This window comes from Gordonia sp. 11cp (assembly GCF_057767225.1).
Window position 1 is genome coordinate 4,099,157 of sequence record NZ_CM173437.1, and the last position, 22,877, is coordinate 4,122,033.

General features: G+C 68.8%; 19 protein-coding genes. 8 read left to right on the forward strand and 11 right to left on the reverse strand.

From position 1 onward, the window contains the following. Nucleotides 1-22: 22 nt before the first annotated feature. On the forward strand, nt 23-1,276 hold the full coding sequence (locus tag AC3B6C_RS18365; RefSeq protein WP_488373698.1) for an aminotransferase family protein: 1,254 nt from the start codon (nt 23-25) through the stop codon (nt 1,274-1,276). A 74-nt stretch (nt 1,277-1,350) separates the two neighbouring features. Here AC3B6C_RS18365 and AC3B6C_RS18370 read toward each other — a convergent pair whose 3' ends face one another. Both AC3B6C_RS18370 and AC3B6C_RS18375 read right to left on the reverse strand, forming a co-directional pair. Next, nucleotides 1,351-1,884, reverse strand: coding sequence for an alkyl hydroperoxide reductase (locus AC3B6C_RS18370; RefSeq protein WP_488373699.1), 534 nt, complete (start codon nt 1,882-1,884; stop codon nt 1,351-1,353). Nucleotides 1,885-1,895: 11 nt separating this feature from the next. Further along, complete coding sequence (locus AC3B6C_RS18375; protein WP_010840866.1) at nt 1,896-2,483, reverse strand: peroxiredoxin; 588 nt, start codon at nt 2,481-2,483, stop codon at nt 1,896-1,898. Nucleotides 2,484-2,608: 125 nt separating this feature from the next. On the opposite strand from AC3B6C_RS18375, the gene AC3B6C_RS18380 reads away from it, so the two are divergent. Further along, nucleotides 2,609-3,541 carry a hydrogen peroxide-inducible genes activator gene (locus tag AC3B6C_RS18380; protein WP_488373700.1) on the forward strand — a complete coding sequence of 311 codons (933 nt, stop codon included), beginning with the start codon at nt 2,609-2,611 and terminating at the stop codon, nt 3,539-3,541. Here AC3B6C_RS18380 and AC3B6C_RS18385 read toward each other — a convergent pair. Both AC3B6C_RS18385 and AC3B6C_RS18390 read right to left on the reverse strand, forming a co-directional pair. Further along, the gene (locus AC3B6C_RS18385; RefSeq protein ID WP_193363273.1) at nt 3,538-5,670 is read right to left on the reverse strand and encodes a DEAD/DEAH box helicase; all 2,133 of its coding nucleotides are present in this window, start codon (nt 5,668-5,670) and stop codon (nt 3,538-3,540) included. The two genes, AC3B6C_RS18380 and AC3B6C_RS18385, sit on opposite strands and share 4 nt — an antisense overlap. Before the next feature lie 17 nt (nt 5,671-5,687). Beyond that, complete coding sequence (locus AC3B6C_RS18390) at nt 5,688-6,659, reverse strand: PAC2 family protein (protein WP_010840869.1); 972 nt, start codon at nt 6,657-6,659, stop codon at nt 5,688-5,690. A 224-nt stretch (nt 6,660-6,883) separates the two neighbouring features. On the opposite strand from AC3B6C_RS18390, the gene AC3B6C_RS18395 reads away from it, so the two are divergent. Both AC3B6C_RS18395 and AC3B6C_RS18400 read left to right on the forward strand, forming a co-directional pair. After that, nucleotides 6,884-7,546, forward strand: coding sequence for a hypothetical protein (locus AC3B6C_RS18395; RefSeq protein WP_488373701.1), 663 nt, complete (start codon nt 6,884-6,886; stop codon nt 7,544-7,546). 93 nt (nt 7,547-7,639) lie between these two features. Continuing rightward, a complete protein-coding gene (locus AC3B6C_RS18400; RefSeq protein ID WP_055474725.1) occupies nt 7,640-8,764 on the forward strand; it encodes a DUF4192 domain-containing protein in 1,125 nt (374 codons plus the stop codon). Between the two features lie 67 nt (nt 8,765-8,831). On the opposite strand, the gene AC3B6C_RS18405 is transcribed toward AC3B6C_RS18400, so the two are convergent. After that, nucleotides 8,832-9,527: an iron-dependent transcriptional repressor DtxR gene (locus tag AC3B6C_RS18405; RefSeq protein WP_010840872.1), complete on the reverse strand. Its 696-nt coding sequence runs from the start codon at nt 9,525-9,527 to the stop codon at nt 8,832-8,834. A gap of 185 nt (nt 9,528-9,712) precedes the next feature. Between AC3B6C_RS18405 and AC3B6C_RS18410 the strand changes: the two genes are divergently transcribed. After that, nucleotides 9,713-10,957, forward strand: coding sequence for an acetoin utilization protein AcuC (locus AC3B6C_RS18410; protein WP_488373702.1), 1,245 nt, complete (start codon nt 9,713-9,715; stop codon nt 10,955-10,957). Continuing rightward, nucleotides 10,950-13,787 (forward strand): bifunctional acetate--CoA ligase family protein/GNAT family N-acetyltransferase, encoded by a 2,838-nt coding sequence (locus AC3B6C_RS18415; RefSeq protein ID WP_010840874.1) that lies wholly within the window; start codon nt 10,950-10,952, stop codon nt 13,785-13,787. Before AC3B6C_RS18410 ends, AC3B6C_RS18415 begins: the two co-directional genes overlap by 8 nt. 43 nt (nt 13,788-13,830) lie before the next feature. On the opposite strand, the gene AC3B6C_RS18420 is transcribed toward AC3B6C_RS18415, so the two are convergent. Further along, complete coding sequence (locus AC3B6C_RS18420; protein ID WP_193363244.1) at nt 13,831-14,769, reverse strand: sigma-70 family RNA polymerase sigma factor; 939 nt, start codon at nt 14,767-14,769, stop codon at nt 13,831-13,833. A gap of 312 nt (nt 14,770-15,081) precedes the next feature. Continuing rightward, a complete protein-coding gene (locus AC3B6C_RS18425; protein ID WP_055474676.1) occupies nt 15,082-15,534 on the reverse strand; it encodes a DUF3099 domain-containing protein in 453 nt (150 codons plus the stop codon). Nucleotides 15,535-15,762: 228 nt separating this feature from the next. On the opposite strand from AC3B6C_RS18425, the gene AC3B6C_RS18430 reads away from it, so the two are divergent. Then, a complete protein-coding gene (locus AC3B6C_RS18430) occupies nt 15,763-16,035 on the forward strand; it encodes a DUF3039 domain-containing protein (RefSeq protein ID WP_010840877.1) in 273 nt (90 codons plus the stop codon). Between the two features lie 45 nt (nt 16,036-16,080). Here AC3B6C_RS18430 and AC3B6C_RS18435 read toward each other — a convergent pair whose 3' ends face one another. After that, entirely contained in the window at nt 16,081-17,283 is a 1,203-nt protein-coding gene (locus AC3B6C_RS18435) for a YihY/virulence factor BrkB family protein (protein WP_488373703.1), read from the reverse strand. A gap of 281 nt (nt 17,284-17,564) precedes the next feature. Between AC3B6C_RS18435 and AC3B6C_RS18440 the strand changes: the two genes are divergently transcribed. After that, nucleotides 17,565-19,331: a DEAD/DEAH box helicase gene (locus tag AC3B6C_RS18440; RefSeq protein ID WP_010840879.1), complete on the forward strand. Its 1,767-nt coding sequence runs from the start codon at nt 17,565-17,567 to the stop codon at nt 19,329-19,331. A gap of 74 nt (nt 19,332-19,405) precedes the next feature. On the opposite strand, the gene AC3B6C_RS18445 is transcribed toward AC3B6C_RS18440, so the two are convergent. The 3 genes from AC3B6C_RS18445 to AC3B6C_RS18455 all read right to left on the reverse strand — a co-directional run bounded on the left by AC3B6C_RS18445 (nt 19,406) and on the right by AC3B6C_RS18455 (nt 22,847). Then, entirely contained in the window at nt 19,406-19,612 is a 207-nt protein-coding gene (locus AC3B6C_RS18445) for a DUF7455 domain-containing protein (RefSeq protein WP_004018852.1), read from the reverse strand. A gap of 259 nt (nt 19,613-19,871) precedes the next feature. Continuing rightward, nucleotides 19,872-20,921 carry a sulfite exporter TauE/SafE family protein gene (locus AC3B6C_RS18450; protein ID WP_014926568.1) on the reverse strand — a complete coding sequence of 350 codons (1,050 nt, stop codon included), beginning with the start codon at nt 20,919-20,921 and terminating at the stop codon, nt 19,872-19,874. A 384-nt stretch (nt 20,922-21,305) separates the two neighbouring features. Then, complete coding sequence (locus AC3B6C_RS18455) at nt 21,306-22,847, reverse strand: RNA polymerase sigma factor (RefSeq protein WP_081637163.1); 1,542 nt, start codon at nt 22,845-22,847, stop codon at nt 21,306-21,308. Between the last annotated feature and the right edge of the window lie 30 nt (nt 22,848-22,877).

Here is a 22,877-nt window from a genome sequence, read left to right on the forward strand (position 1 = left end):
GCAGACCGGCATCATTGGGGCCATGGCTGATGGTTCGAGCACGGGAACTCCCGGATCGCTGTGGCACGGTTTCGCCGACATGGGGGCGGTGACCGCGAGTGGACCGTTCGTCGTCACCAGGGGCGAGGGCGCACGGATCTTCGACCGCGCCGGCAACTCCTACCTCGATGCGACGGCCGGGCTCTGGTTCACCAACGTGGGCCACGGACGTACCGAGATCGCCGACGCCGTCGCACGACAGCTCGGCACCATCGCGCACTACTCGAACTTCGGTGACATCGCGAGCGACCCGACGCTCCGCCTCGCCGAGGAACTCGGCGGGATCGCACCCGTGCCCGGGTCGAAGATCTTCTTCACCTCCGGCGGCAGCGACTCGATCGACACCGCGGTCAAGCTCGCCCGCCGCTACTGGGTGGAGCAGGGACGCGAGTCCAAGCGGGTCGTCGTCAGCCGCACCAAGGCCTACCACGGGATGCACGCCGCGGGCACCTCGCTGGCCGGCATCCCGCTGAACCACGACGGGTACGGCGAGCTCATGCACGACGTCCAGAACGTCGACTGGGACGACGCCAAGAGCCTGCTCGGACTCGTCGAACGCGTGGGCGCCGACAACATCGCCGCATTCTTCTGCGAACCGATCATCGGCGCCGGGGGCATCTACCTGCCGCCGGAGGGGTACCTCGCCGAGGTGCGCGCCATCTGCCGGGACCACGACATCCTCTTCGTCGTCGACGAGGTCGTCACCGGATTCGGCCGTATCGGCGGCGAATCCTGGTTCGCCTCAGCGCGATTCGGACTCGAACCGGACATGATCACCACCGCCAAGGGGCTCACGTCCGGGTATGTCCCGATGGGTGCGGTGTTCATCGCCCCCTGGATCGCCGAACCGTTCTTCGCCGGCGGCGTGTGGTGGCGGCACGGCTACACCTATGGCGGGCACGCCGGCGCGGCGGCGGCCGCCCTGGCCAACCTCGAGATCATCCGGCGGGAGAACCTCCTGGCCGAGGCGACGCGTCTGGAAGGCGATCTCGCCGCGGCCTTGTCACCACTCGCCGACCTCGACTCGGTCGCCGAGGTCCGGACCGGACTGGGCGCGGTCACCGCGGTCCAGCTGGCCGACCCCGCGACGGCCCCGGCGGCGGTGCTGAAGCTGCGCGAACACGGGGTGAGCACGCGCGCCGCCGGGCAAGGTGCGCTGCAGGTCTCGCCCGCCTTCGTGATGACGACCGCCGAGGTCGGCGAACTCGCCGACCGGATGCGCGCGGCGCTGAGCTGACGCTCCAGGCCACGACATACGACAGGGCCCGGCTGCTGAACGCAGCCGGGCCCTGTCGTCGTACGTGTGGTGGATCAGGCGTTGGCGAGCACCTCGGTGGTCGCGATCGCCTGGGCGACGCCGGTGACGATCGACGCGACTTTGAGCGCCTCGAAGATCGCCTCACGGTCGACGCCGGCCTCGCGCAGGGTGTTCTCGTGTGCGGCGACGCAGTGGCCGCAGCCGTTGATCGAGGACACCGCGAACGACCACAGCTCGAAGGCGGCCTTGTCGACGCCGGGGTTGCCGATGATGTTCATCCGCAGGCCGGGCCGCAGGTCGTCGTACTTGCCGTCGAGGAAGCCGCGACCCCGGTAGAACACGTTGTTCATACCCATGATCGAGGCGGCGCCGAGCGCCGCGTTGTAGGCCTCCGCGGAGAGCGTGTCAGCGGCCTCGTCGGCGATCTCGCTGAGCACCTTCGCATTTCGCGTGGCGGCAGCGGTCGACAGCAGGGTTCCCCACAGCTGTTCCTCGGTCAGCGCGGTGGTGCGGCTGATCGAACCGAGGTTGAGCTTGAGATCCTTGGCGTACTCGGGGAGTGCTTCCTTGAGATTGTCGATGCTCATCTGGTCTCCTCTCAGACGCCGGCCGTCATGAGCTCGCCGGCGTCGATCGTCGGGTCGCCCTTCTTCCAGTTGCAGGCGCACAGTTCGTCGGACTGCAGCGCGTCGAGGACACGCAGGACCTCGTCGACGTTGCGGCCCACCGAACCCGCGGTGACCGACACGAACTGGATCTCGTTGTTCGGATCGACGATGAAGGTGGCGCGATCGGCGACCCCGTCGGCGTTGAGAACGCCTGCCGCGGTGGCCAGTTCACGCTTGAGGTCGCTCAGCATCGGGAACGGGAGGGTCTTGAGGTCCTCGTGCTGTGCGCGCCACTGGAAGTGGACGAACTCGTTGTCCACCGAGGCGCCGAGCACCTGGGTGTCGCGGTCGGCGAACTCGTCGTTCAGCTTGCCGAAAGCGGCGATCTCGGTCGGGCACACGAAGGTGAAGTCCTTCGGCCAGAAGAACACGACGCGCCACTGGCCGGGGTGGTCGTCGGACGAGACGGTCGTGAAGTAGTCGTCGGGCTGCTGGGCATTGACCTTGCTGAGGTCGCCACCGATGACGGCGGTGAGGTTGTAGGCGGGGAACTGGTCACCGATGGTGAGCAGGGGCATGTTTCGCTCCTTCAGCTGGTGAATGTAGTGAAATTGCGCGCGAACGAGTTTCGCGAGGTACGAGTACCATCGTGCCGGATTTCGGCCAAAAGCGAAACGTGATGATTAGCACTACACTGATAGGCATGCCCGATAGAACTTATCAGCCGACCGTCGCGGGTCTGCGTGCCTTCGTCGCCCTGGCTCACCGTCGCCACTTCGGAACTGCCGCAACAGATCTCGGTGTCAGTCAGCCCTCGCTGTCGCAGGCGCTGTCCGCGCTGGAGGCCGGTCTCGGAGTGACCCTCGTCGAACGCACCACACGGCGTGTCCAGTTGACCGCCGACGGTGTCGAGCTCCTGCCGCGGGCGATCGCGGTGACCGAGGCCGTCGACGAGTTCACCTCGGCGGCCGCGGGCGCCGGACAGCCGCTGCACGGGGCGCTGCGGCTGGGTGTCATCCCGACGGTGGCGCCGTATGTTCTGCCGACACTGCTGCGCGGGCTCTCCAGGCGGTTCCCCGACCTCGTGCCCCGCGTCGTGGAGGAACAGACCGCGCGGCTGGTCGAACAGCTGCGTACCGGCGTCCTCGACGTGGCACTGCTCGCCCTCCCCGTCGACATGCCCGGCATCGTCGAAGTCCCGATCTATCGCGAGGATTTCGTTCTCGCGCTCCCGTCCGGGCATGCGCTCGCCGGACGCCGCCGCGTCGACCCCACCGCACTCGCGGAACTGCCCCTGCTCCTCCTCGACGAGGGGCACTGCCTGCGTGACCAGGCCCTGGAGGTGTGCCGGCTCGCGGGCGTGCGGCCCGATCTCGGACAGACCCGGGCAGCGTCGCTGACCACGGCGGTGCACTGCGTCGTCGGTGGTCTCGGCGTGACCCTCATCCCGCAGACGGCGGTCGCGTCGGAGACGGCGTCGGGCGATCTGGCCACCGCGACGTTCGCGGCCCCCCGTCCGGGTCGACTGATCGGCCTGGTCTTCCGGGCCTCGGCCCGCCACGACGAGGCTTACCACGAACTCGCCTCTGTCATCGGCGATCTCGTCGGTGCAACTGGCGCCGTGACCCCGCTCTAGACCGGGTCGCCGGCCGGCTCGATCGACGCGGCGGCGGCTGCCTGCGCGGCGAGGGCCTCCCATTCGTCGACGAGGCTCGAGTCGACATCGCGGACCATGGTGCCCAGATCTTCGACGATCCGCTCGATCTCGGGCGTCACCACGCTCGTCGGAACACCCTGGCGCAGGACGCGATAACAGTCCGACAGGTAGCGCAGCAGCACGCCCTCGCTGCGGGCGAGCCCGTACGCGGAGATCAGCTCCGTGAACGTCATGGCCTTCTCCAGCATCTCGCGGAGAACGGATTTCGGCGCAGGCGGGAACGACGACACCCATGGATGGCCGCGACGATAGATGTCGAAGGCGGCGAAGATCTCCTCGGCCAGCGGCTGCGGCCAGGTGATCTCCTCGAGTCGCGACATCCGTTCCTCGTACTCGATCCCGTCGGCCTTCATCTCGGCGATCGCGGCGTCGCGCGCGACCTTGCGCTGCGCGAGCAACAGAGGCCGCGGGTTCTCCAGCGTCGATTCGAGGACGGAGACCACATCGAGCGCGTAGGTCGACGACTCCGGGTCGAGGATCTCGAAGGTCGCCAGCGCGAAGGCGGACAGCGGGTTGGTCAACGCGAAGTTCTCGGGCATGTCGACGCTCAGGGCGATGTGCCGGCCGGTGTCGTCGGGTTCGTCGAGTTGCACGACGATGCCCGCGTCCCGCAGCCCGCGATAGAGCTCGATCGTGTGCTTGATGGTGCGCAGCTGCCGATCGCGCGGCTCGTGGTTGTCCTCGAGGAGGTGGCGTACCGCGGCGAAGCAGTCACCCGGCCGCCCGAGCACCTCGAGCAGCATGGCCGTCGTCATCTGGAAGTGGCTGCGCAGCGGCTCGTCGGGAGCGTCCATGAGCTGGGTGAACGTCTTCTCGCCCCACGACACGAAACCCTCGGGGGGCTTCTTGCGCACCAGCTTTCGCAGCTTCTTCGGATCGTCGCCGGCCTTGGCCACCGCCCGGGCGTTCTCCACGTCGTGATCGGGGGCCTGGGCGACGACGTATCCGATCGTGTCGAACCCGGCACGCCCGGCGCGACCGGCGATCTGGTGGAACTCGCGGGCCCGCAGACGACGGACCCGGCGTCCGTCGTACTTGCTCAGGGCCGCGAACAGCACCGTGCGTATCGGCACGTTGATCCCGACGCCGAGCGTGTCGGTGCCGGCGATGACCTTCAGCAGACCCTGCTGGGCCAGACGTTCCACCAGGCGGCGGTACCGCGGGAGCATGCCCGCGTGATGCACGCCGATACCGGCGCGCAGCAGTTTGGACAGGGTGTTGCCGAAACCGGTGGAGAACCGGAAGTCGCCGATGGCCTCCGCGATCGCCGCCTTCTCGGTCTTGTCGCAGATGCGGACGCTGAGCAGGGCCTGCGCGCGCTCGACGGCGGCGGCCTGGGTGAAGTGCACCACATAGACCGGCGCCCGGCCCCGATCGACCAGTTCCTCGATCGTCTCGTGGATCGGGGTCATCGCGTAGGAGTGCTCGAGGGGGACCGGTCGCTGCGCGCCGGTGACCTCGACGGTCTCGCGGCCGGTGCGGCGGGTCAGATCGTCGACGAAGAACGACACGTCGCCCAGCGTCGCCGACATCAGCAGGAACTGCGTCGACGGCAGTTCGATGAGGGGGACCTGCCACGCCCAGCCGCGGTCCGGTTCGCCGTAGTAGTGGAACTCGTCGGCGACGAGGGTGCCGATGTCGCTCTCCCCGCCCGCGGCGAGCGCGAGGTTGGCGACGATCTCGGCGGTTGCGCACACGATGGGCGCGTCCGCGTTGACCGCGGCGTCGCCGGTCAGCAGACCGACCTGGTCGGCGCCGAACATCGCGCACAGCTCGAAGAACTTCTCGCTGACGAGCGCCTTGATCGGGGCGGTGTAGAACGCGCGCTCGCCGCGGCAGCGCGCGAAGTACAGCGCACCCGCCGCGACGAGTGATTTGCCCGAGCCCGTCGGCGTCGCCAGGATCACGTGGCTGCCGGCGAGGAGTTCGAGGAGCGACTCCTCCTGATGGGCGTAGAGGTCGAGTCCGTGCCCCGTCCACCAGTCGGTGTACCGCTCCAGGGCGGCGTCCTCGTCGTCGGTGGGGACCAGGACGTGGGGGGCAGGAATCGGGGCGGTGTCCGAGATCAGATCTGTGATCGTGGACCCTCGTCCCCGGGGCCCGCCTCGCCGTCACCGGTGTGCTCGGCCAGGAACCGCTCGAGTTCGGCTCCGAGTTCGTCGCCGCTGGGCAGCGATTCCTCGGCGGCGAGCAGCGATGCCCGTTCCTGTGCGGCCTGGGTGAACGTGTCGTACTGGGTCTCCAGCGCGGCCACCACCGACTCGATCTCGGTGTTTCCCTCGACCTCGGTGTCGACCTGTGCGCGCACCTTTTCCGCGGCGCTGTCGAGAGCGGCGAGCGGGAGGTCGAGGCCGGCGAGTTCGGCGACCGCCGCCAGCAGCCGTGCCGACGCCGCCGGATAGTTGGTCTGGGCGAGGTAATGCGGGACGTGCACGGACAGACCCGAGGCACGATAGTCGTGCTCGCCCATCCGCAGCTCGAGCAGCATCGACGCACTGGCCGGCAGTTTCATCGCCGATCCCCAGCGGGGCAGGTCGCCCAGGGCGTCGGGATCGCTGCCGTGTGCCGTGATCGACGGCGGGCGGGTGTGCGGCACGGCCATCGGGATCGCGTTGAGACCGATGACGTCGGTGACACCGAGACCGTCGCTGAGGCGACGGACCGCATCGACGAACTGTTCCCACCGCAGGTCGGGTTCGGAACCGGCGAGGAGCAGGAAGCCCTTGCCGGAGTTGTCGCGGATCGCGTGCAGGGCCAGCGACGGCATCTCCACGTCCGTGAAGGTCTCACCGCTGAACGAGATGGTCGGCCGGCGCGAGCGGTAGTCCATCAGCTCGTCGGAGGAGAAGGTGGCGACCAACTCGGACTCGAGGCTGTCACGCAGGTGCGCGGCGGCCAGAGCGACCGCGTGTCCGGCGTCGGCGAACCCCTCCAGCGCGTGGATCAGTACCGGTCCCGTGCCGTCGGTCCGGCTCACCTGCGGAGCGGGAAAGGCGAGTTCATACAGCGCGTCGTCGCGCGCAGGCTGCTCGTCCACGTCGTCCCTCCTTCTGCTGGCAGCTGTCTGAAGAGACAGCTGAACGTCCATTGTCTCGCACCCGGGTGCCGAGCGTCATCTGGGTGCAACCACCTCGACACGCCGGTGATTCCCGCGCTGATCCGGGGCGGTGTGTCGGAGGGCCTGCAGGGTCGGAACCGATGGCACAGTAGACCGTTGTGACCGAGCCGCGTGCGCCCCGACTGTGCTTGTCCCCTCTGCGCTTGTCCCCTCTGACGGCGGCCGCCTGCCTGGTGGCCGCCGCGGTCCTGCTCTCCGCATGCTCGGTCGCCGGGGAACCCGCGGCGTCCAGTCCGGACCTCTCCGCCCGATCGGTGACGGCCGAGGACTTCCCCGACGGGGCCGCGAGCAGGATTCCGTCGTCGGCGGTCGCGAACGCTCTGGCCGACGTCACCGGCGCACCGATGCCCGGACAGACGGGCACCCGGGTGTCGCCGCCGGACTGTGCACCGGCTCCCGTCTCCGCCGACGGCGCGGTCGCGTTCCTGGGGCCCGGTCCGGGGGAGCGGTCCACGCTGACCACGGTCGTCGCCGGTGTCGACTCGCCGCTCGAGGACGTGGTCGACCTGGCCGAGCGGTGCCCGCAGACCACGACGACGACATTCGGGGCGTCGTCGACGATCACCACCGAGGTCCTTCCTCCTCCGCCGGGCATGGACGGGGTCGAGACCGCCGCCATCCGTCGCATCATCGTGACCGGCGGCGGCGCCCCCACGACGACGAGTGCCCTCACCCTGCTCGGCGAGCGTGACGGCGTCCGCGTCTACGCCGAATACCGGTGGCCCACAGCGGGCCCGGTGCCGGCGGACGCGGCCGCCGCACTCGATGCGCTCTTCGTCGAGGCGAACGCCGCCGCGTTCGGCTGATCCGTACTCCGCCTGTGCATGACCCGGCCCGGGTTGTCCACAGCCTGCGATCGCCGCGGTTGCGGCGTCCGGCGCCGGGTGAAGCTGGCGTCCATGCAGATCCTGGATTCGGGTCCACAGGGCCCCCACGACCCGTCGACGCTGCTCACCTCCATCCCCGCGCGTCTCGGCTTCCTCCCGGAGCGGTCGATCATCGTGATCGCGTTCGCCGCCGATCGCACCGTGAACGCGACCATGCGACACGACCTCGTGCTCGAGGCCGACGGCAGCCCGACCCGGGAACTCGTCGCCGTCCTCGCCGGACTGGGCGAGATCACGTCCACCTACGGCGTCGAGGAGATCGTGGTCGTGATCGCCGATGACCGGTACCCCGTCGACGATCACCGCTATCGCCGAATCCTGGCGATGAGCGACCGGTACTTCGGCGAGGTCGGCGGGGTCGCGGCCGGATTCGGACTGGCGGCGTTCGACGCCGGTGCCCGGTGGACGACCATCTGGTGCCCGGAGGATCGGGCCTGGTCCGTCGTCGTGTCCTCGGAAGCGGCCGGATGTCTCGCCGACCCGCACACATCCCCGACGGCGATCGCGGAAGCCGTGCGCTCGGGCCGACGAATCCTCACCCGGCGCTCGGAGATGCGGTCCATGCTCGAACCGCTGGACTCCGAGTGCGGCCCATCGCGTCCGCGGCCGGACTGTCATCACTGCCGCGGCCACGATCTCGATGAGACCGATCGCGGCCGGCCCGACCCCGGTCCCGAGGACATCGAGGAGTCCGCACGGGCGCTGGATCTGGTGATCGGCGCGGTGCTCGGCGCGGACCGGCCGCTGGACTGCGCAGAACTGGACCGGCTGGAGCGGGCCATCCTCCGCCCCGACGTGCGCGACGCCGCACTCGCCCTGTCCGTCACCGAACTCCGGGGCGCGGCCGAACGCCTGTGGCGAGAACTGACCCGGCGCTTGAGTGGGCGCGGAAGGGCAGCTGCCGCAACACTTCTCGCGCATCTGCACTACATCGGCGGGGACGGCGCCTACGCCGGTGTCGCACTCGACGTCGCGCTCGGGTGCGCGGAACCCGGAACGCTGGCCAGGCTGCTGGACACCGCCCTCCGAGCAGGCGTACGCCCGGCCAGGCTGTGGGGCACGATCGACAAGTCGTATGACGCAGCGAAGCGACTCGGTGTCGTCATCCCGGCGGTGACGCTGCGCACCGCCGGGTGACGGTCAGACCTTCGCCGTGTCAGACCTCTGCTGTGTCAGACCTCTGCTGTGTCAGACCTCTGCTGTGTCAGACCTTCTCGACCACCCGCTCGACGAACAACGAGTGCGCCATCTCGGGTGAGAGCTCGAGGCCGTCGTGACCGGGTGTGTCGATGGTGATCGTGCCGGCCGTGTTCGACACCGTCACGCGGGCGTTGGGAACCACGCCCGCCTCACGAAGCGCAGCGATGAGTTCGGTGTCGGACTGCGCGTGCTCCGACAGCCGGCGCACGATCACCGGCACCGTCTCACCCGGCGGGAGGTCGGCGAGGCGGGTGGCGCCGTCGTCGGAACTCGACGCCTCCACTCCCAGAAGTTCCAGGCCCGGGATCGGGTTGCCGTAGGGCGACGTCGTCGGGTATTCCAGCACGGCGAGCAGTCGACGTTCGACGTTCTCGCTCATCACGTGCTCCCAGCGGCACGCCTCCTCGTGGACCTGGTCCCAGGGCATCCCGATCACGTCGACCAGGAGGCGCTCGGCCAGGCGATGCTTGCGCATCACCGCGACCGCGAGCGAGCGGCCGCGATCGGTCAGTTCGAGGTGCCGGTCTCCGGCGACGCGCAGAAGCCCGTCGCGTTCCATCCGGGCAACGGTCTGCGAGACGGTGGGACCGGACTGGTCCAGCCGTTCGGCGATGCGCGCCCGCAGCGGCACGATGCCTTCTTCTTCGAGATCGTAGATCGTTCGCAAGTACATCTCGGTGGTGTCAACCAGGTCGTTCACTATGCGCAATCCCTTTCGTCCCCGCCAAGATTACCCTGTTTGCGGGCGGTGACCGCGATCTCACCGCGGCCGTGGGCCCGCAGGTGCGATGTGGCGCGGGCCCGCTCGTGTCCGACGCGACATCCGTGGCCGCTGCGCGAGGTGTACCACTAGCCTGAGGTCGTGATCAACACTACGAGTGCCCGATGACGACAGCTGTCATCTGGAGCGAGGACTTCCTGTCCTATCGCTGGGCCCACACGCACCCGATGAACCCGGTCCGACTCGCCCTCACGATGACCCTCGCGCAGAGTCTCGGTGTCCTCGACGGCGTCGAGACGGTCCCGCCGCAGGTCATCGACGACGACGCGCTGACCGTCGTGCACAGCCGCGACTACATCGACGCGGTGCGCGCTGTCGGGTCCGGGACGGCGTCGCTGTCGGGTCCGCTGCTCGAGCGCCTGTTCGGGCTCGGCGATGCCGACAACCCGGTCTTCGACGGCATGCACGAGGCCGCGCGGCTGCTCGTCGGTGGCACGCTCGCCGCGGCGCAGACGGTGGTCTCGGGTGCTGCGACGCGCGCGGTCAACATCGGTGGCGGCATGCATCACGCGATGCGCTCGCGCGCCGCCGGATTCTGCATCTACAACGACTGCGCCATCGCGATCAGGTATCTGCTCGACCACGGATACGACCGCATCGCCTACATCGACGTCGACGCCCACCACGGCGACGGCGTCCAGGTCGAGTTCGCGGCCGACCCGCGCGTGATGACGGTGTCGCTGCACCAGCACCCGGCCACCCTGTGGCCGGGCACCGGATGGCCGACGGAGGTGGGTGACGGCGACGCGGCGGGCAGCGCGGTCAACCTGGCCCTCATGCCCAACACCGAGGACCGGCTGTGGCTGCGCGCCTTCCACGCCGTGGTGCCGTCGCTCGTCGCCGAGTTCCGGCCGCAGATCATCGTCAGCCAGTGCGGCGCCGACAGCCACCGGGCCGACCCGCTGACCGACCTGTCGCTCACCGTCGACGGCCAGCGCGCGGCGATGATCGCCATGCGCAACCTCGCCGACAAATACTGTGAGGGTCGCTGGATCGCGGTCGGCGGCGGTGGCTACGGCGTGGTGAACGTGGTGCCGCGCAGCTGGACGCACCTGCTGGGGGTCGCCCTCGACCGCGAGGTCGACGTATCGGCGGTCATCGACGAATCCTGGTGTGCCACGGCCGAACAGATCTCCGAGCAGGTTCACTCCGACTATGCCGCCCCGCCCGTTCGGGTCATGGGTGACGGGGGCATCGTCGACTACCAGCCGTGGGCGGGCGACGCCGGCCAGGAGCCACCAGAGGGCGTCGCGCCCAACGCCCAACGCCAGACCGACCGCGCGATCCTCGCCACCCGGCGCGCGGTGTACCCGCTCCATGGTCTCGACCCGGAGGATCCTCGTGACTGACGACGCCACCACCGCAGCATCGGACACCACCGGCGCGGTGGCCGACCAACCCGAGCCGCGCAGCCCCTGGGACTACCCGCGGCACTGGATCGCCGACGTGCTGGCCTCCGACGGCGGCGTGGTGCACCTGCGGCCGATCGTGCCCGACGACGCCGACCGCATCGTGGCGTTCCACTCCAAGCTCTCGGAGCGAACGCGCTACATGCGCTATTTCGGTCCGACACCCACACTGCCGCCGCGCGAGGTGGCGCGGATGACGACCGTCGACCACCAGCAGCGGGTCGCCATCGTCGCCGAACTCGGCGGCGAGATCATCGCGGTCGGCATCTACGAAGGACTCGGCTTCGACGGGAAACCCGAATCGGCCGAGGTGGCGTTCGTCGTCGCCGACGAACACCAGGGCCGCGGCCTCGGACCGATCCTGCTCGAACATCTCGCCGGGGCGGCGGCGGAGAACGGCTTCGCCCGCTTCGAGGCCGAGGTCCTCAGCGAGAACCCGAACATGGTCGCCGTCTTCCGCGACGCCGGGTATCAGCTCGCGCGCAGCTTCGACGGCTCGACCGTGCACGTCGAGTTCCTCATCGACCCGACCGAGGCGCTGCTGTCGGTGCGCAACGCCCGGGAACGCGCCTCGGAGGCCCGCAGCGTCGCGAACCTGCTGCGTCCGACCTCGGTCGCGGTCATCGGCGCCTCGACGGACCCGAACAAGGTCGGCAATGCGCTGCTGGCGAACATCATCGCCGGAGGTTTCACCGGACCGGTGTTCCCGGTCAACGGTCCCGCCCGGGTTGCGGAGGACGAGCCCGAGCGGGGGAGGCGCGGGCCCGGTCGTGAACCGCTGCCGGCGCGTCGCCGCACCCGGGAACGACCGCCGTCTGTGCGCGGCATCCGGGCGTACGAGACCGTGCGCGACATCCCCGACCCCGTCGACCTCGCGGTGGTCGCGGTGCCCGCCGCCCGCGTCGACGACGTGCTCGACGACTGTCTGGTCAAGGGCGTGCGCACGCTCGTCGTGGTGTCGTCGGGTTTCGGTGAGTCCGGCGAGGAGGAGGGGCTCGAGAACGAGCGCCGGCTCGTCGCCCAGGTCCGCGAACACGGAATGCGTCTGGTCGGGCCGAATGCGCTGGGAGTGGCGAACAACGACCCGACGGTCGCACTCAACGCGACCCTGGCCCCACGAATCCCGGGTGCCGGGCGGGTCGGATTCTTCTGCCAGTCCGGCGCGCTCGGGATCGCGATCCTCGACACCGCGGCCCGGCGCCAGATCGGACTGTCGACGTTCGCCTCGGCCGGCAACCGCGCGGACGTCTCCGGCAACGACCTGTTGCAGTACTGGGACACCGACGCCACCACCGACGTCATCCTGCTCTACCTCGAGAGCTTCGGTAATCCGCGCAAGTTCTCCCGGATCTCGCGGCGGGTCTCGCGCTCGAAGCCGATCATCGCCGTCAAGTCCGGCCGTGGTGCGATGACACCGGTCCGCGCGGCGCGTTCGGCGGCCACCCTCGACGATCAGATCGCCCGGATGATGCTCGAACAGGCCGGCGTGATCCAGGTCGACACGATCCCCGAGCTGTTCGACTGCGCGGCCGTGTTCGCCTATCAGCCGCTTCCGCGCGGGCCGCGCGTCCGCATCATCGGCAACTCCTCGGTGCTCGGCAGCCTGGCCGCGGACACCGCGCGCAACGGAGGCCTCGAAGTCGTCGACACCGTCGATCTCGGCGCCGGTGCCTCCGAGGAGGAGTTCGAGTCGACGGTCTCGGCGGCGATGGCCGATCCGGGTGTCGACGCGATCATCGTCGTCTTCGTACCGCCGGTCGCGGTCGGCGCCGACTGGCACGCGCGGGCACTCATGGCGGCGGCGAACACGCCCGACGCCGATGCCGACAAGCCGATCGTCACGACCTTCCTCGCGGTCGACGGCATTCCGCCGGGCCTGACCAGGCCGGGGCCGGGCGGCATGCCGACGAAGGGCTCGATCCCGTCGTACGGCTCGCCCGAGCGCGCCGCGGCCTCGCTGGCCCGTGCCTGGCAGTACGCCCGGTGGCGGCTGCGGCCGGAGTCCGTCGTCCACCGCCCCGAGGGCACCGATCCCGAGGCGGCGCGGACGTTCGTCCGTGAGGCCATGGCGGGTGAGGGTGCCGTCGATCGACCGGTCGAGCGGTTGCTCGGACATGTGGAGTCGGCGAAGCTGTTGCGCTGGTACGGCATCGACGTGGTCCCGTTCCGCGAGGTCACCACGATGCACGAGGCGTCGGCCGCGGCGCGTGAGCTGGGGCTCCCGGTGGCCGTGAAGGCGACATCGGACAAGTGGCGCGGCCGTCTCGACCGCGAGGGTGCGCGTCTCGACCTACCGGACGCGACGTCCGTGGTGACCGCGTTCGCCGAACTCACCGAGCTCACCGGTGATCGCGTGCTGCACGTACAGAAGATGGCGCCGAAGGGCGTCGGCACCGTCATCCGGGTACGCGACGATCCGTCATTCGGCTCGGTGATGTCGTTCGGTCTGTCCGGGCGCACCTTCGACCTACTGGGCGATCACGGGTACCGCGCCGTCCCGTTGTCCGATCTCGATGCGCGTGAACTGATCGAGGAGCCGCGTTCGGCGCCCCTGTTGTCGGGCTACCGGGGGGAGGAGCCGGCGGACAAGGAGGCGCTCGCCGACCTGTTGCTGCGCATCTCGACGCTGGTCGACGACATCCCGGAGGTCCGCGAGGTGGTCTGCGACCCGATCCTCGCCTCGGTCGACGGTGCGGCCGTCCTCAATGCCCGGATACGAGTGGGTCCGGTGCCCGACAGGCGGGACACCGGACCCAGACGACTCGGTTGACCGAGGGACTCAGTGAGGCGACGAGCTGGGCGTGCGGGGACGCTCAGCTCGCGTAGGCGCGCAGGCGCTCGGCACGGTCACCGTGGCGGAGCTTGCCCATGACCTCCCGCTCGATCTGTCGCACGCGTTCGCGCGACAGCCCGAACATGCGGCCGATCTGGTCCAGGGTGCGCGGCTGGCCGTCGTCGAGGCCGTAGCGCATCCGGATGACCTGCTGCTCTCGCTCGTCCAGCGTCGCGAGGACGGCGCGGATGTCGGAGTGCAGGAGTCCGGCGATCACGGCGTTCTCGGCCGACGTGGCCTCGGCGTCCTCGATGAAGTCACCGAGGGGTGCCTCTTCGTCGCTGCCCACCGGCATGTCCAGGCTCACCGGATCGCGGCTGTGGTCCAGCAGGTCCGCGATCTTCTCGGCGGGGATGCCCGATTCGTTGGCCAGTTCGTCGTCGGTCGCCTCGCGACCGAGCTGCTGGTGCAGCTCGCGCTTGATGCGCGCCAACTTGTTGACCTGCTCCACCAGGTGGACGGGGAGCCGGATCGTGCGGCTCTGATCCGCCATCCCGCGAGTGATCGCCTGACGGATCCACCACGTCGCGTAGGTCGAGAACTTGAAGCCCTTGGCGTAGTCGAACTTCTCCATCGCACGGATCAGACCCAGGTTGCCCTCCTGGATCAAGTCGAGGAGCGGCATGCCGCGACCCGTGTACCGCTTGGCCAGCGACACGACCAGGCGGAGGTTCGCCTCGAGCAGGTGGGCACGGGCGGCCTCACCTTCGCGGACGACGACCGCCAGATCGCGCTTCTTGGCGGCGGAGAGCCGCTTCTTGGTCGCCAGAACGTGTTTGGCGTAGAGGCCGGCCTCGATCTGCTTGGCGAGTTCGACCTCCTGCTCCGCGTTGAGGAGAGCGGTACGACCAATTCCGTTCAGATAGACACGGACCAGATCCGCCGCTGGAGACTGGGCGTCGAGATCTTGTTCGGTCATCGCCGGCCGAGTACCCGGAGGGGTGACTTCGGCGAAACCTTTGGTCGGGGTCGAACGTGCAACTGTCGAGCGTGACATGCGGCCTCCTGACTTGAGTGCGTTCACTGGGTCCAACGTCCATGTGCGGCCGATAGTTCCCGAGAGTGCTTCGGAGCAAACCTCGATGAGGCTTGGTGACCTGCGCATTCTTTTTGGCGGCTCGACAACCGGCTGAGAAGTTGCTGAGATGTCGCGCGCGAAGGAACCGGCGCGAGATGGCCGGGGTGGCGGTGACGGACCTGTCGGTCGCGAACGCGTGGAGGCGGCGTCGTGTCAGGCGCGGGGATCGTCGGGGTCGACGACCTGTCCATCGACGGTGCGGGACAGCTGCTGATCGGTGTCGGTGAGGGCCGGTGGGCCCACGACGTGGTGGTCGGCGCCGTACTTGTACTGTGGGACCTCGCCGCGTTTACGCGGCGGACGGTCGTTGGCGATCAGGACCGCGGCCCACGGCAGCGGGATGGAGATCGCGACGATCGCCAGCGCCAGGAGTCCGGACCCGGTGATCCCGTAGGCGACCCCGGCGATCAGGAGTGCCGGGACACGGAAAGCCATGAGGAACAGGTACTTCCGCACGCGCGCCCGGTGCTGGGCCTCCAGCGAGTCCGATGCGTCGGTGATCAGGTAGGTCTCCGCGCCGGAGCGTTTCGACACGGGGTGGCCGTGCTCGTCGCCGTGCGGTGACGTGCTGCTGTGGCCGTACTGACCGCGACCGGTCTCACCCATGGATTCCCTTTGTTCGAACACTCTCTCCACTGTCCCACTTTCGATGTGGGATTGCACCCGCCGCCGGGAGCGGAGCGAGCGGGGCAGATTGGACCCGCCGCCGGGAGCGGAGCGAGCGGGGCAGATTGTTGCCCGCCGCCGGGAGCGGAGCGAGCGGGGCAGATTGTTGCCCGCCGCGATTCTCGACTCCGGTGTTCCGTCGCGCGGCCGTTGACGCACAATGTAGGTATGGGAACCGAAACCATCGAACGCCCGGACCTCGACGAATGGTCCGACACCAAGACCGACGAGCGTCCCGATGCCGACGCGACCGATCGGGATGACGACGACCGCCCCAAGTTCTTCCACTACGTGAAGAAGAACAAGATCGCCGAGAGTGCGGTCATGGGAAACCACGTCGTCGCCCTGTGCGGCGAGACCTTCCCGGTGACGCGGTCGGCCAAGCCCGGGTCTCCGGTGTGCCCGAAGTGCAAGAAGATCTACAGCAAGATGCGTAAGTAGCGGCTGCCCTCATGTGCCGACGCGGTTGGCCGGTCCCGGTACCGGTCAGCCGCGTTCGCGTTCCCGGGGGTGTCTGCGGATCGGACCGGAGGACAGCCGGTCGGGCAGAGTCCGGAGCTGTCCGGTGAAGTCCGAGGTCTGCGAGTTCACCCAGTGCCGCACCTGGGTGGTGGTCGACGCCTTCGCCGGCCAGAACTGTTGCACGGCGGCGTTGAACTCGGCGCCGATCACGATGCCGAATCCCAGCGAGAACGTGAAGAGCAGGAAGGCGATCGGGGTGGCCAGCGCTCCGTAGGACACCCCGGCCTCGGTGATCTTGGTCAGGTAGATACGCAGCAGGTAACTCGCGAGCCAGAAGAACACGCCCGCCACGACGGCGCCGCCGATCAGCCGGTGCCACGGCAGGGGATTGGGCAGCGCGAGGTGGTAGAGCGTCGTCAGGACGAACAGCAGCAGCACGGCGACGAACGGGAAGTAGCCGTAGTCGATGAGGGTGGTGACGAAGGAACCCCACGACTCCGGCACGATCGCCCGGAGGTAGTTCGGTCCGAGCGCGACGAGGGGGAGCAGGAACACCGCCACGCTCAGGAATCCGACGTAGAGGAACAGTGCGAAGAACCGCTGCCACACCGGATTCCGGACCTCGTGCTGGTCGTGGGCGTGGGCGATCGAGGCGATGAAGCACGAGACGGCCGACGATCCCGCCCACAGCGACAGGACGAAACCGACCGACATCAGTCCGATCCGGCCGCGTCCGAGCACGCTGTCGACCGTGGGGGTGATCAGATCGTCGACGACGGTAGGGGTGAAGGTCCGGTCGGCGAAGTCGACGATGCGGGCGTAGACGACGTCGACGGTGTCGGGGCCGAACCAACCGGCCACGTATCCGACCGAACCGAGCAGCCCGAGCAGCAGCGGTGGCAGCGACAGCGCCTGCCAGAACGCGGCCTGGGCGGCCCAGCCGATGATCCCGTCGTCCCATGACTTGACGATGGTGCGCCAGATCACCCGATGGATGTTCGGAAGTACCGGCAGTCCGGGCCCGGTCGAGGCCTCGGCCCGTACCGGGTCGTCGTTTCCCGGCTTCTGCGGATGATCCGCATCGTGGACCACCTCGACGTCGCCGGATGCCGGGGCGGGTCGTGGCGCAGCGCGCAGGGGTTCGGTCGCGGTGTCGTCGAGCGGGGCGGTGATCGCCGCGGACATGGGCGCGGGCGGCGGCACCGGGCGCAGGCTCGGCGCAGCCACCGACGACGTGTCGTCGGCCAGCGGGACCGGATTCCTCTTGCGCGTTGTGATGAGTTCAATATCCCTGATCGGAGGGGCAGTTGGGTACTCGGGTCACCAGGCGAGTCGTTCGGATCGCCCACGAGGGGCGGCTTCCGGGACCATCTCGGCCCGATGTCGGGATGCGGGAGCTGTCGCCCTTCGGCGGTACCATTGGCGGGTCCCCTTGGGCGCGGGTCCCGCACGCGAGGGGTCATTTCATGTCCGGCAGTACCCGCACCCGTGGAGGAGCAGCACAGAAGGTGACGTCAGCCGAACCCTCCGCCAGCAGCCCGTCCGGGTCCGCGAGTGCCGGACCCACATTCCAGCTCCGCGCCTGGCAGCGTCGTGCGCTGACCAAGTATCTGACGCAGAAGCCGAAGGACTTCCTCGCCGTGGCGACCCCCGGCGCGGGAAAGACGACGTTCGGTCTGCGCATCGCCCGCGAACTCCTCGACGACCGCACCGTCGACAAGATCACCGTCGTGGCGCCGACCGAGCATCTGAAGCACCAGTGGGCCGAGGCCGCGGCGCGGGTCGGGATCGCACTCGATTCCCGTTTCACCAACGCCGCCGGACAGACCAGCACGGACTTCCATGGCGTCGTGGTCACCTACGCACAGGTGGCCGCCCATCCGGCTCGGCATCGGGTGCGCACCGAGAACTACCGCACCCTGGTCATCCTCGACGAGATCCACCACGGCGGCGACGCCAAGTCCTGGGGTGAGGCGATCCGCGAGGCCTTCGACGACGCGGAGCGCCGGTTGCTGCTGACGGGTACGCCGTTCCGCTCCGACGACTCGCCGATCCCGTTCGTCACCTACGAACCGGAGGCCGGTGGGCACCAGCGGTCCAAGGCCGACCACACCTACGGCTACGCCGACGCCCTGAAGGACGGCGTCGTCCGCCCGGTGGTGTTCCTCGCCTACTCCGGCGAGGCCAGCTGGCGGGACAGCGCGGGCGAGGAGTACACCGCGCGTCTGGGCGAACCTCTCTCGGCCGAGCACACCACCCGCGCCTGGCGCACCGCCCTCGATGCGCACGGCGATTGGATTCCGGCGGTGCTCACGGCCGCGCACACCCGCCTCGGCCAGTTGCGCGCGACCGGCACGCCGGACGCGGGCGGCCTGGTCATCGCCACCGATCAGACCGCGGCCCGCGACTACGCCGAACTCCTCACCGCCATCACCGGCAAAGAACCCACGCTGGTGCTCTCCGACGACCCGAAGTCGTCGTCGCGGATCGGCCAGTTCGCCGCGTCCACCGACGAGTGGATGGTCGCGGTCCGCATGGTGTCCGAAGGTGTCGACGTGCCGCGCCTGGCCGTGGGCGTGTACGCCACGAGCTCGTCGACGCCGCTGTTCTTCGCGCAGGCCATCGGCCGCTTCGTGCGGTCGCGTCGTCCGGGTGAGACCGCGAGCGTCTTCTTGCCGTCGGTACCGGTGCTGCTCGACCTGGCCAGCCAGATGGAGGTCGAGCGCGACCACGTGCTCGGCAAGCCGCACCGCGAGAGCGACGGCCTCGACGACCAGTTGCTGATCGATGCCAACAAGCAGGAGGACGAGCCGGGGGAGGACGAGCCGAAGTTCCAGTCGCTCCATGCCGACGCCGAACTCGATCAGGTGATCTTCGACGGCACGTCGTTCGGCACGGCGACGTTCGCGGGCAGCGATGAGGAATCGGACTATCTGGGTCTGCCCGGACTGCTCGACGCCGATCAGGTGCGCGCGCTCCTGCGTAAACGGCAGGAGGATCAGGTCACGGCGCGGACGGCCGCCGCGTCGACTTCGGACTCGTCGGCGAGCTCAGCCCAGCCGACCCCGGGCCGGCCCCCGGGGACGACCGGCGAGAACCTGCATGCCCTGCGCAAGGAACTGAACACCCTCGTCGCGATGCATCACCATCGCACGGGCAAGCCGCACGGCATGGTGCACAACGAGCTACGGACCCGGCTGGGCGGACCGCCGACCGCGATGGCGAGCGCCGAGCAGCTCAAGGAACGGATCGCCGCACTGCGCGAGTGGCGCTGACACGACAGAGCCCGGCCGGATGATTCCGGCCGGGCTCTGTGCGTTGGAACGCCCGTGTCAGATCGTCGGAGGTGTCAGACCAACTCGCCGGCGGACTCGACGACGGTGGCGCTCAGCTCGACGAGACGGGCTTCGTGCTCATTGAAGTGGTGGCGGCAGAAGAGAAGTTCGCCGCCCTTGGGCAGGACGGCCCGTACCTTGGCTGCAGCGCCGCAGCGATCGCAGCGATCGGCGGCTGTGAGCGGCAGGTAGATCGGGGCTGTGGTGGCGATGTCAGTCATGGTTGTCGTTCCTCCGTCCCGGTCCGGCGCCGGTGTCCGGTCGCCTTCCCTTCGAGCCGACACATCCGGGCGATGCGTCAACCTCACTCTGTCAGACGCTCGAGGCGTTCGTATTGTTCCGGGGGTGCGCTCGGTGTGTCGTCACTCACCGTTTACATCGCGCAACAACTGAACAACGAATGCCTGAACGCAATGCGACCCGGCCATGGGGGCCGGGTCGCACCACTCTACGTGTTCTTCGCGGGTCGGGTCGGGCCGGTCAGCTCGTCCGGGTGGGGGAGTGCGTTCCGCTTGCGCCCCCATCGGGTTCGGCTGCGGACTCGGTGGCCGGGATGTCGGACGTAGACGCTGTCCCGGTGCCGGACCGGTCCGCGCCCTCGGCACCCACAAGTGCCTCTTCCTGCTCCTCGCGGAAGTGGGTGACCGCGTCCGAGGACTCGTTCTCCCGGTCGCGCAGGTACTCGCGGAGCGAGTAGGCGAAGGCCGCGGCCCAGGCGATGGCGATCACGATGTAGAAGACGTTGCGCACCGAGGCCGGGGCATCGATGAAGTCGCTCTTCAACAGGCTGCGCGTGTTGGTGAGCACGATCAGGCCGCCGACCGAGGCGCCGAGCAGACGCGGCGGGATGTGGCGCACGAGCCATGCCGCGATCGGCGCGGCGATCACGCCGCCGACGAGGATGGCGCCGACCCACGCGAAGTTGATGCCCTGCGAACCGAGGCTGAACAGGAAGCCGAGGCTCGCGGCGACGGCGATGATGAACTCGCTCGTGTCGATCGAACCGATCACCTTGCGGGGTTCGAGGCGGCCGCTGGCCAGGATGGCCGGGGTGCCGACAGGTCCCCAGCCGCCGCCACCGGTGGCGTCGACGAAACCGGCGACGAACCCGAGGGGGCTCAGGAACCGCTTGCGCAGCGGCTTGCCGAGATTGTGGCGGGGAATGCCCTGGAAGGTGAACCGCACCAGGATGTAGAGGCCGAGCAGCAACAGGATCACGGCCATGACCGGCGCTGCGGTCTCGGTGGAGAGACTCGACAGGATCGTCGCGCCGAGGAATGCGCCGATGGCGCCCGGGATTGCGATCCGGCGCACGACCCGCCAGTCGACGTTGCCGAACTTCCAGTGCGAGACACCGGACACCAGCGTGGTGCCGATCTCGGCCAGGTGCACCGTGGCCGATGCGGCAGCCGGGTTGGTGCCGATGGCGAGTAGGAGGGTCGTGGTGGTGACGCCGTAAGCCATGCCGAGACTGCCGTCGACGAGCTGAGCAGCAAAGCCGACGAGGCCGATCAGGACAATCGTTCTCATAGGAGATCTTTCCGGGAAGTCACGCCGTCAGGGGCGTGGAGAGGCTGGGCGGACACGATGCGGCCGCGAGAGATGAAGCGCAGGGTGGGGACGCGGTGTCGGTCCCAGGACGGGGTGGGTCGCGTCACCGACACAGCATCGAGGCCGTACGCAGCAGGTCAACGGCGGCGCGGCGCACCAGCATGGCGCCACGTCTGTTCCCGGTCACTGCGTAAGTCACCGCGTCATCTTATGTAGAGCCAGTTCGAAATCCGACTTCCCGGCCGTGTCGAAATCGTCGCGCGCAGAAACCTTGACAGATGTCGGGTGTGCGGCTAACCGCAGAAGCAGACGCCCCCGGCGCCTGGGAGGCGCCGGGGGCGTGTGTCTGCTGGTTGCGGAGTGCTAGTCCAGGTAGTCGCGCAGGACCTGCGAACGCGACGGGTGGCGCAGTTTCGACATGGTCTTGGACTCGATCTGGCGGATGCGCTCCCGGGTCACCCCGTACACCTGCCCGATCTCGTCGAGGGTGCGGGGCTGCCCGTCGGTGAGACCGAAGCGCAGGCGGACGACACCCGCCTCACGCTCGGACAGCGTTTCCAGGACCGACTGCAGCTGGTCCTGCAGCAACGTGAAGCTGACCGCGTCGACCGCGACCACGGCTTCGGAGTCCTCGATGAAGTCACCGAGCTGGCTGTCGCCCTCGTCGCCGATGGTCTGGTCCAGCGAAATGGGTTCCCGGGCGTACTGCTGGATCTCCAGCACCTTCTCCGGAGTGATGTCCATTTCCTTGGCGAGCTCCTCGGGAGTCGGCTCGCGGCCGAGGTCCTGGAGGAGTTCGCGCTGGATGCGACCGAGCTTGTTGATGACCTCGACCATGTGCACCGGGATACGGATCGTGCGGGCCTGGTCGGCCATGGCCCGGGTGATCGCCTGACGGATCCACCAGGTGGCGTACGTCGAGAACTTGTAACCCTTGGTGTAGTCGAACTTCTCGACCGCGCGGATCAGACCGAGGTTGCCCTCCTGGATCAGATCCAGGAACGCCATGCCGCGGCCGGTGTACCGCTTGGCCAGCGAGACGACGAGTCGGAGGTTCGCCTCGAGCAGGTGGTTCTTGGCGCGGTTGCCGTCGCGCGAGATCCAGTTGAGGTCACGCTTCTGGGCGGTGCTCAGCTTCTCGCCGGCGTCCATGATGCGTCGGAGACGTTCGGTGGCGAACAGCCCCGCCTCGATCCGCTTGGCGAGCTCGACCTCTTCCTCGGCATTGAGGAGGGCGACCTTGCCGATCTGCTTCAGATACGCGCGGACGCTGTCGGCGGAGGCGGTGAGTTCGGCGTCCTTGCGCGCCTGGCGCAGAGCCTCCGACTCCTCCTCGTCCCACACGAAGTCGCCGGATTTGGCGGCGGCTGCCTCGTCCTTGGAGGCGGCCGCGGCGGTGGCGGGACCCGCGCCGGCGGCCGGGGTCTTCGCGGACTCCTCGTCGTCCGACTCGTCGTCGTCGACCTCCAGGTCTTCGATTTCGACGTCTTCGAGCTCCGCGTCGGGGCCGTCGATATCGTCGATCGAGTCCGGGTCGTCGGGCTCGGCGCTCGGATCGTCGCCGGACCCCTCAGCGGAGGCGCCCTTCTTGGCGGCCTTCTTCGGCGCTGCCTTCTTGGTCGCCTTCTTCGCTGCTGCCTTTTTGGCGGGCGCCTTGCGGGCGGCGGTCTTCTTCGCAGCCTTCTTGGCGGTCCGCTTGGCCGGGGCGTCGGTCGCGGCGGGGGTCGACTCGGTCGACTCCTCGGCCTCTACATCACCCTGGTGGGTCGTGATGGCTGCCACGTACAACCTTTCGAACTGTCTTCTATGGTGTCGTCCGTCGTCTGTCACCAGACGTGACACGGCAGCACGAGCCGCCGTGGACGAGGTCTTGGTTTCTCGGTTGGAATGACCGGTGACGACCATTGTAACGACATCGCCGTGTCCGGTGTGTCA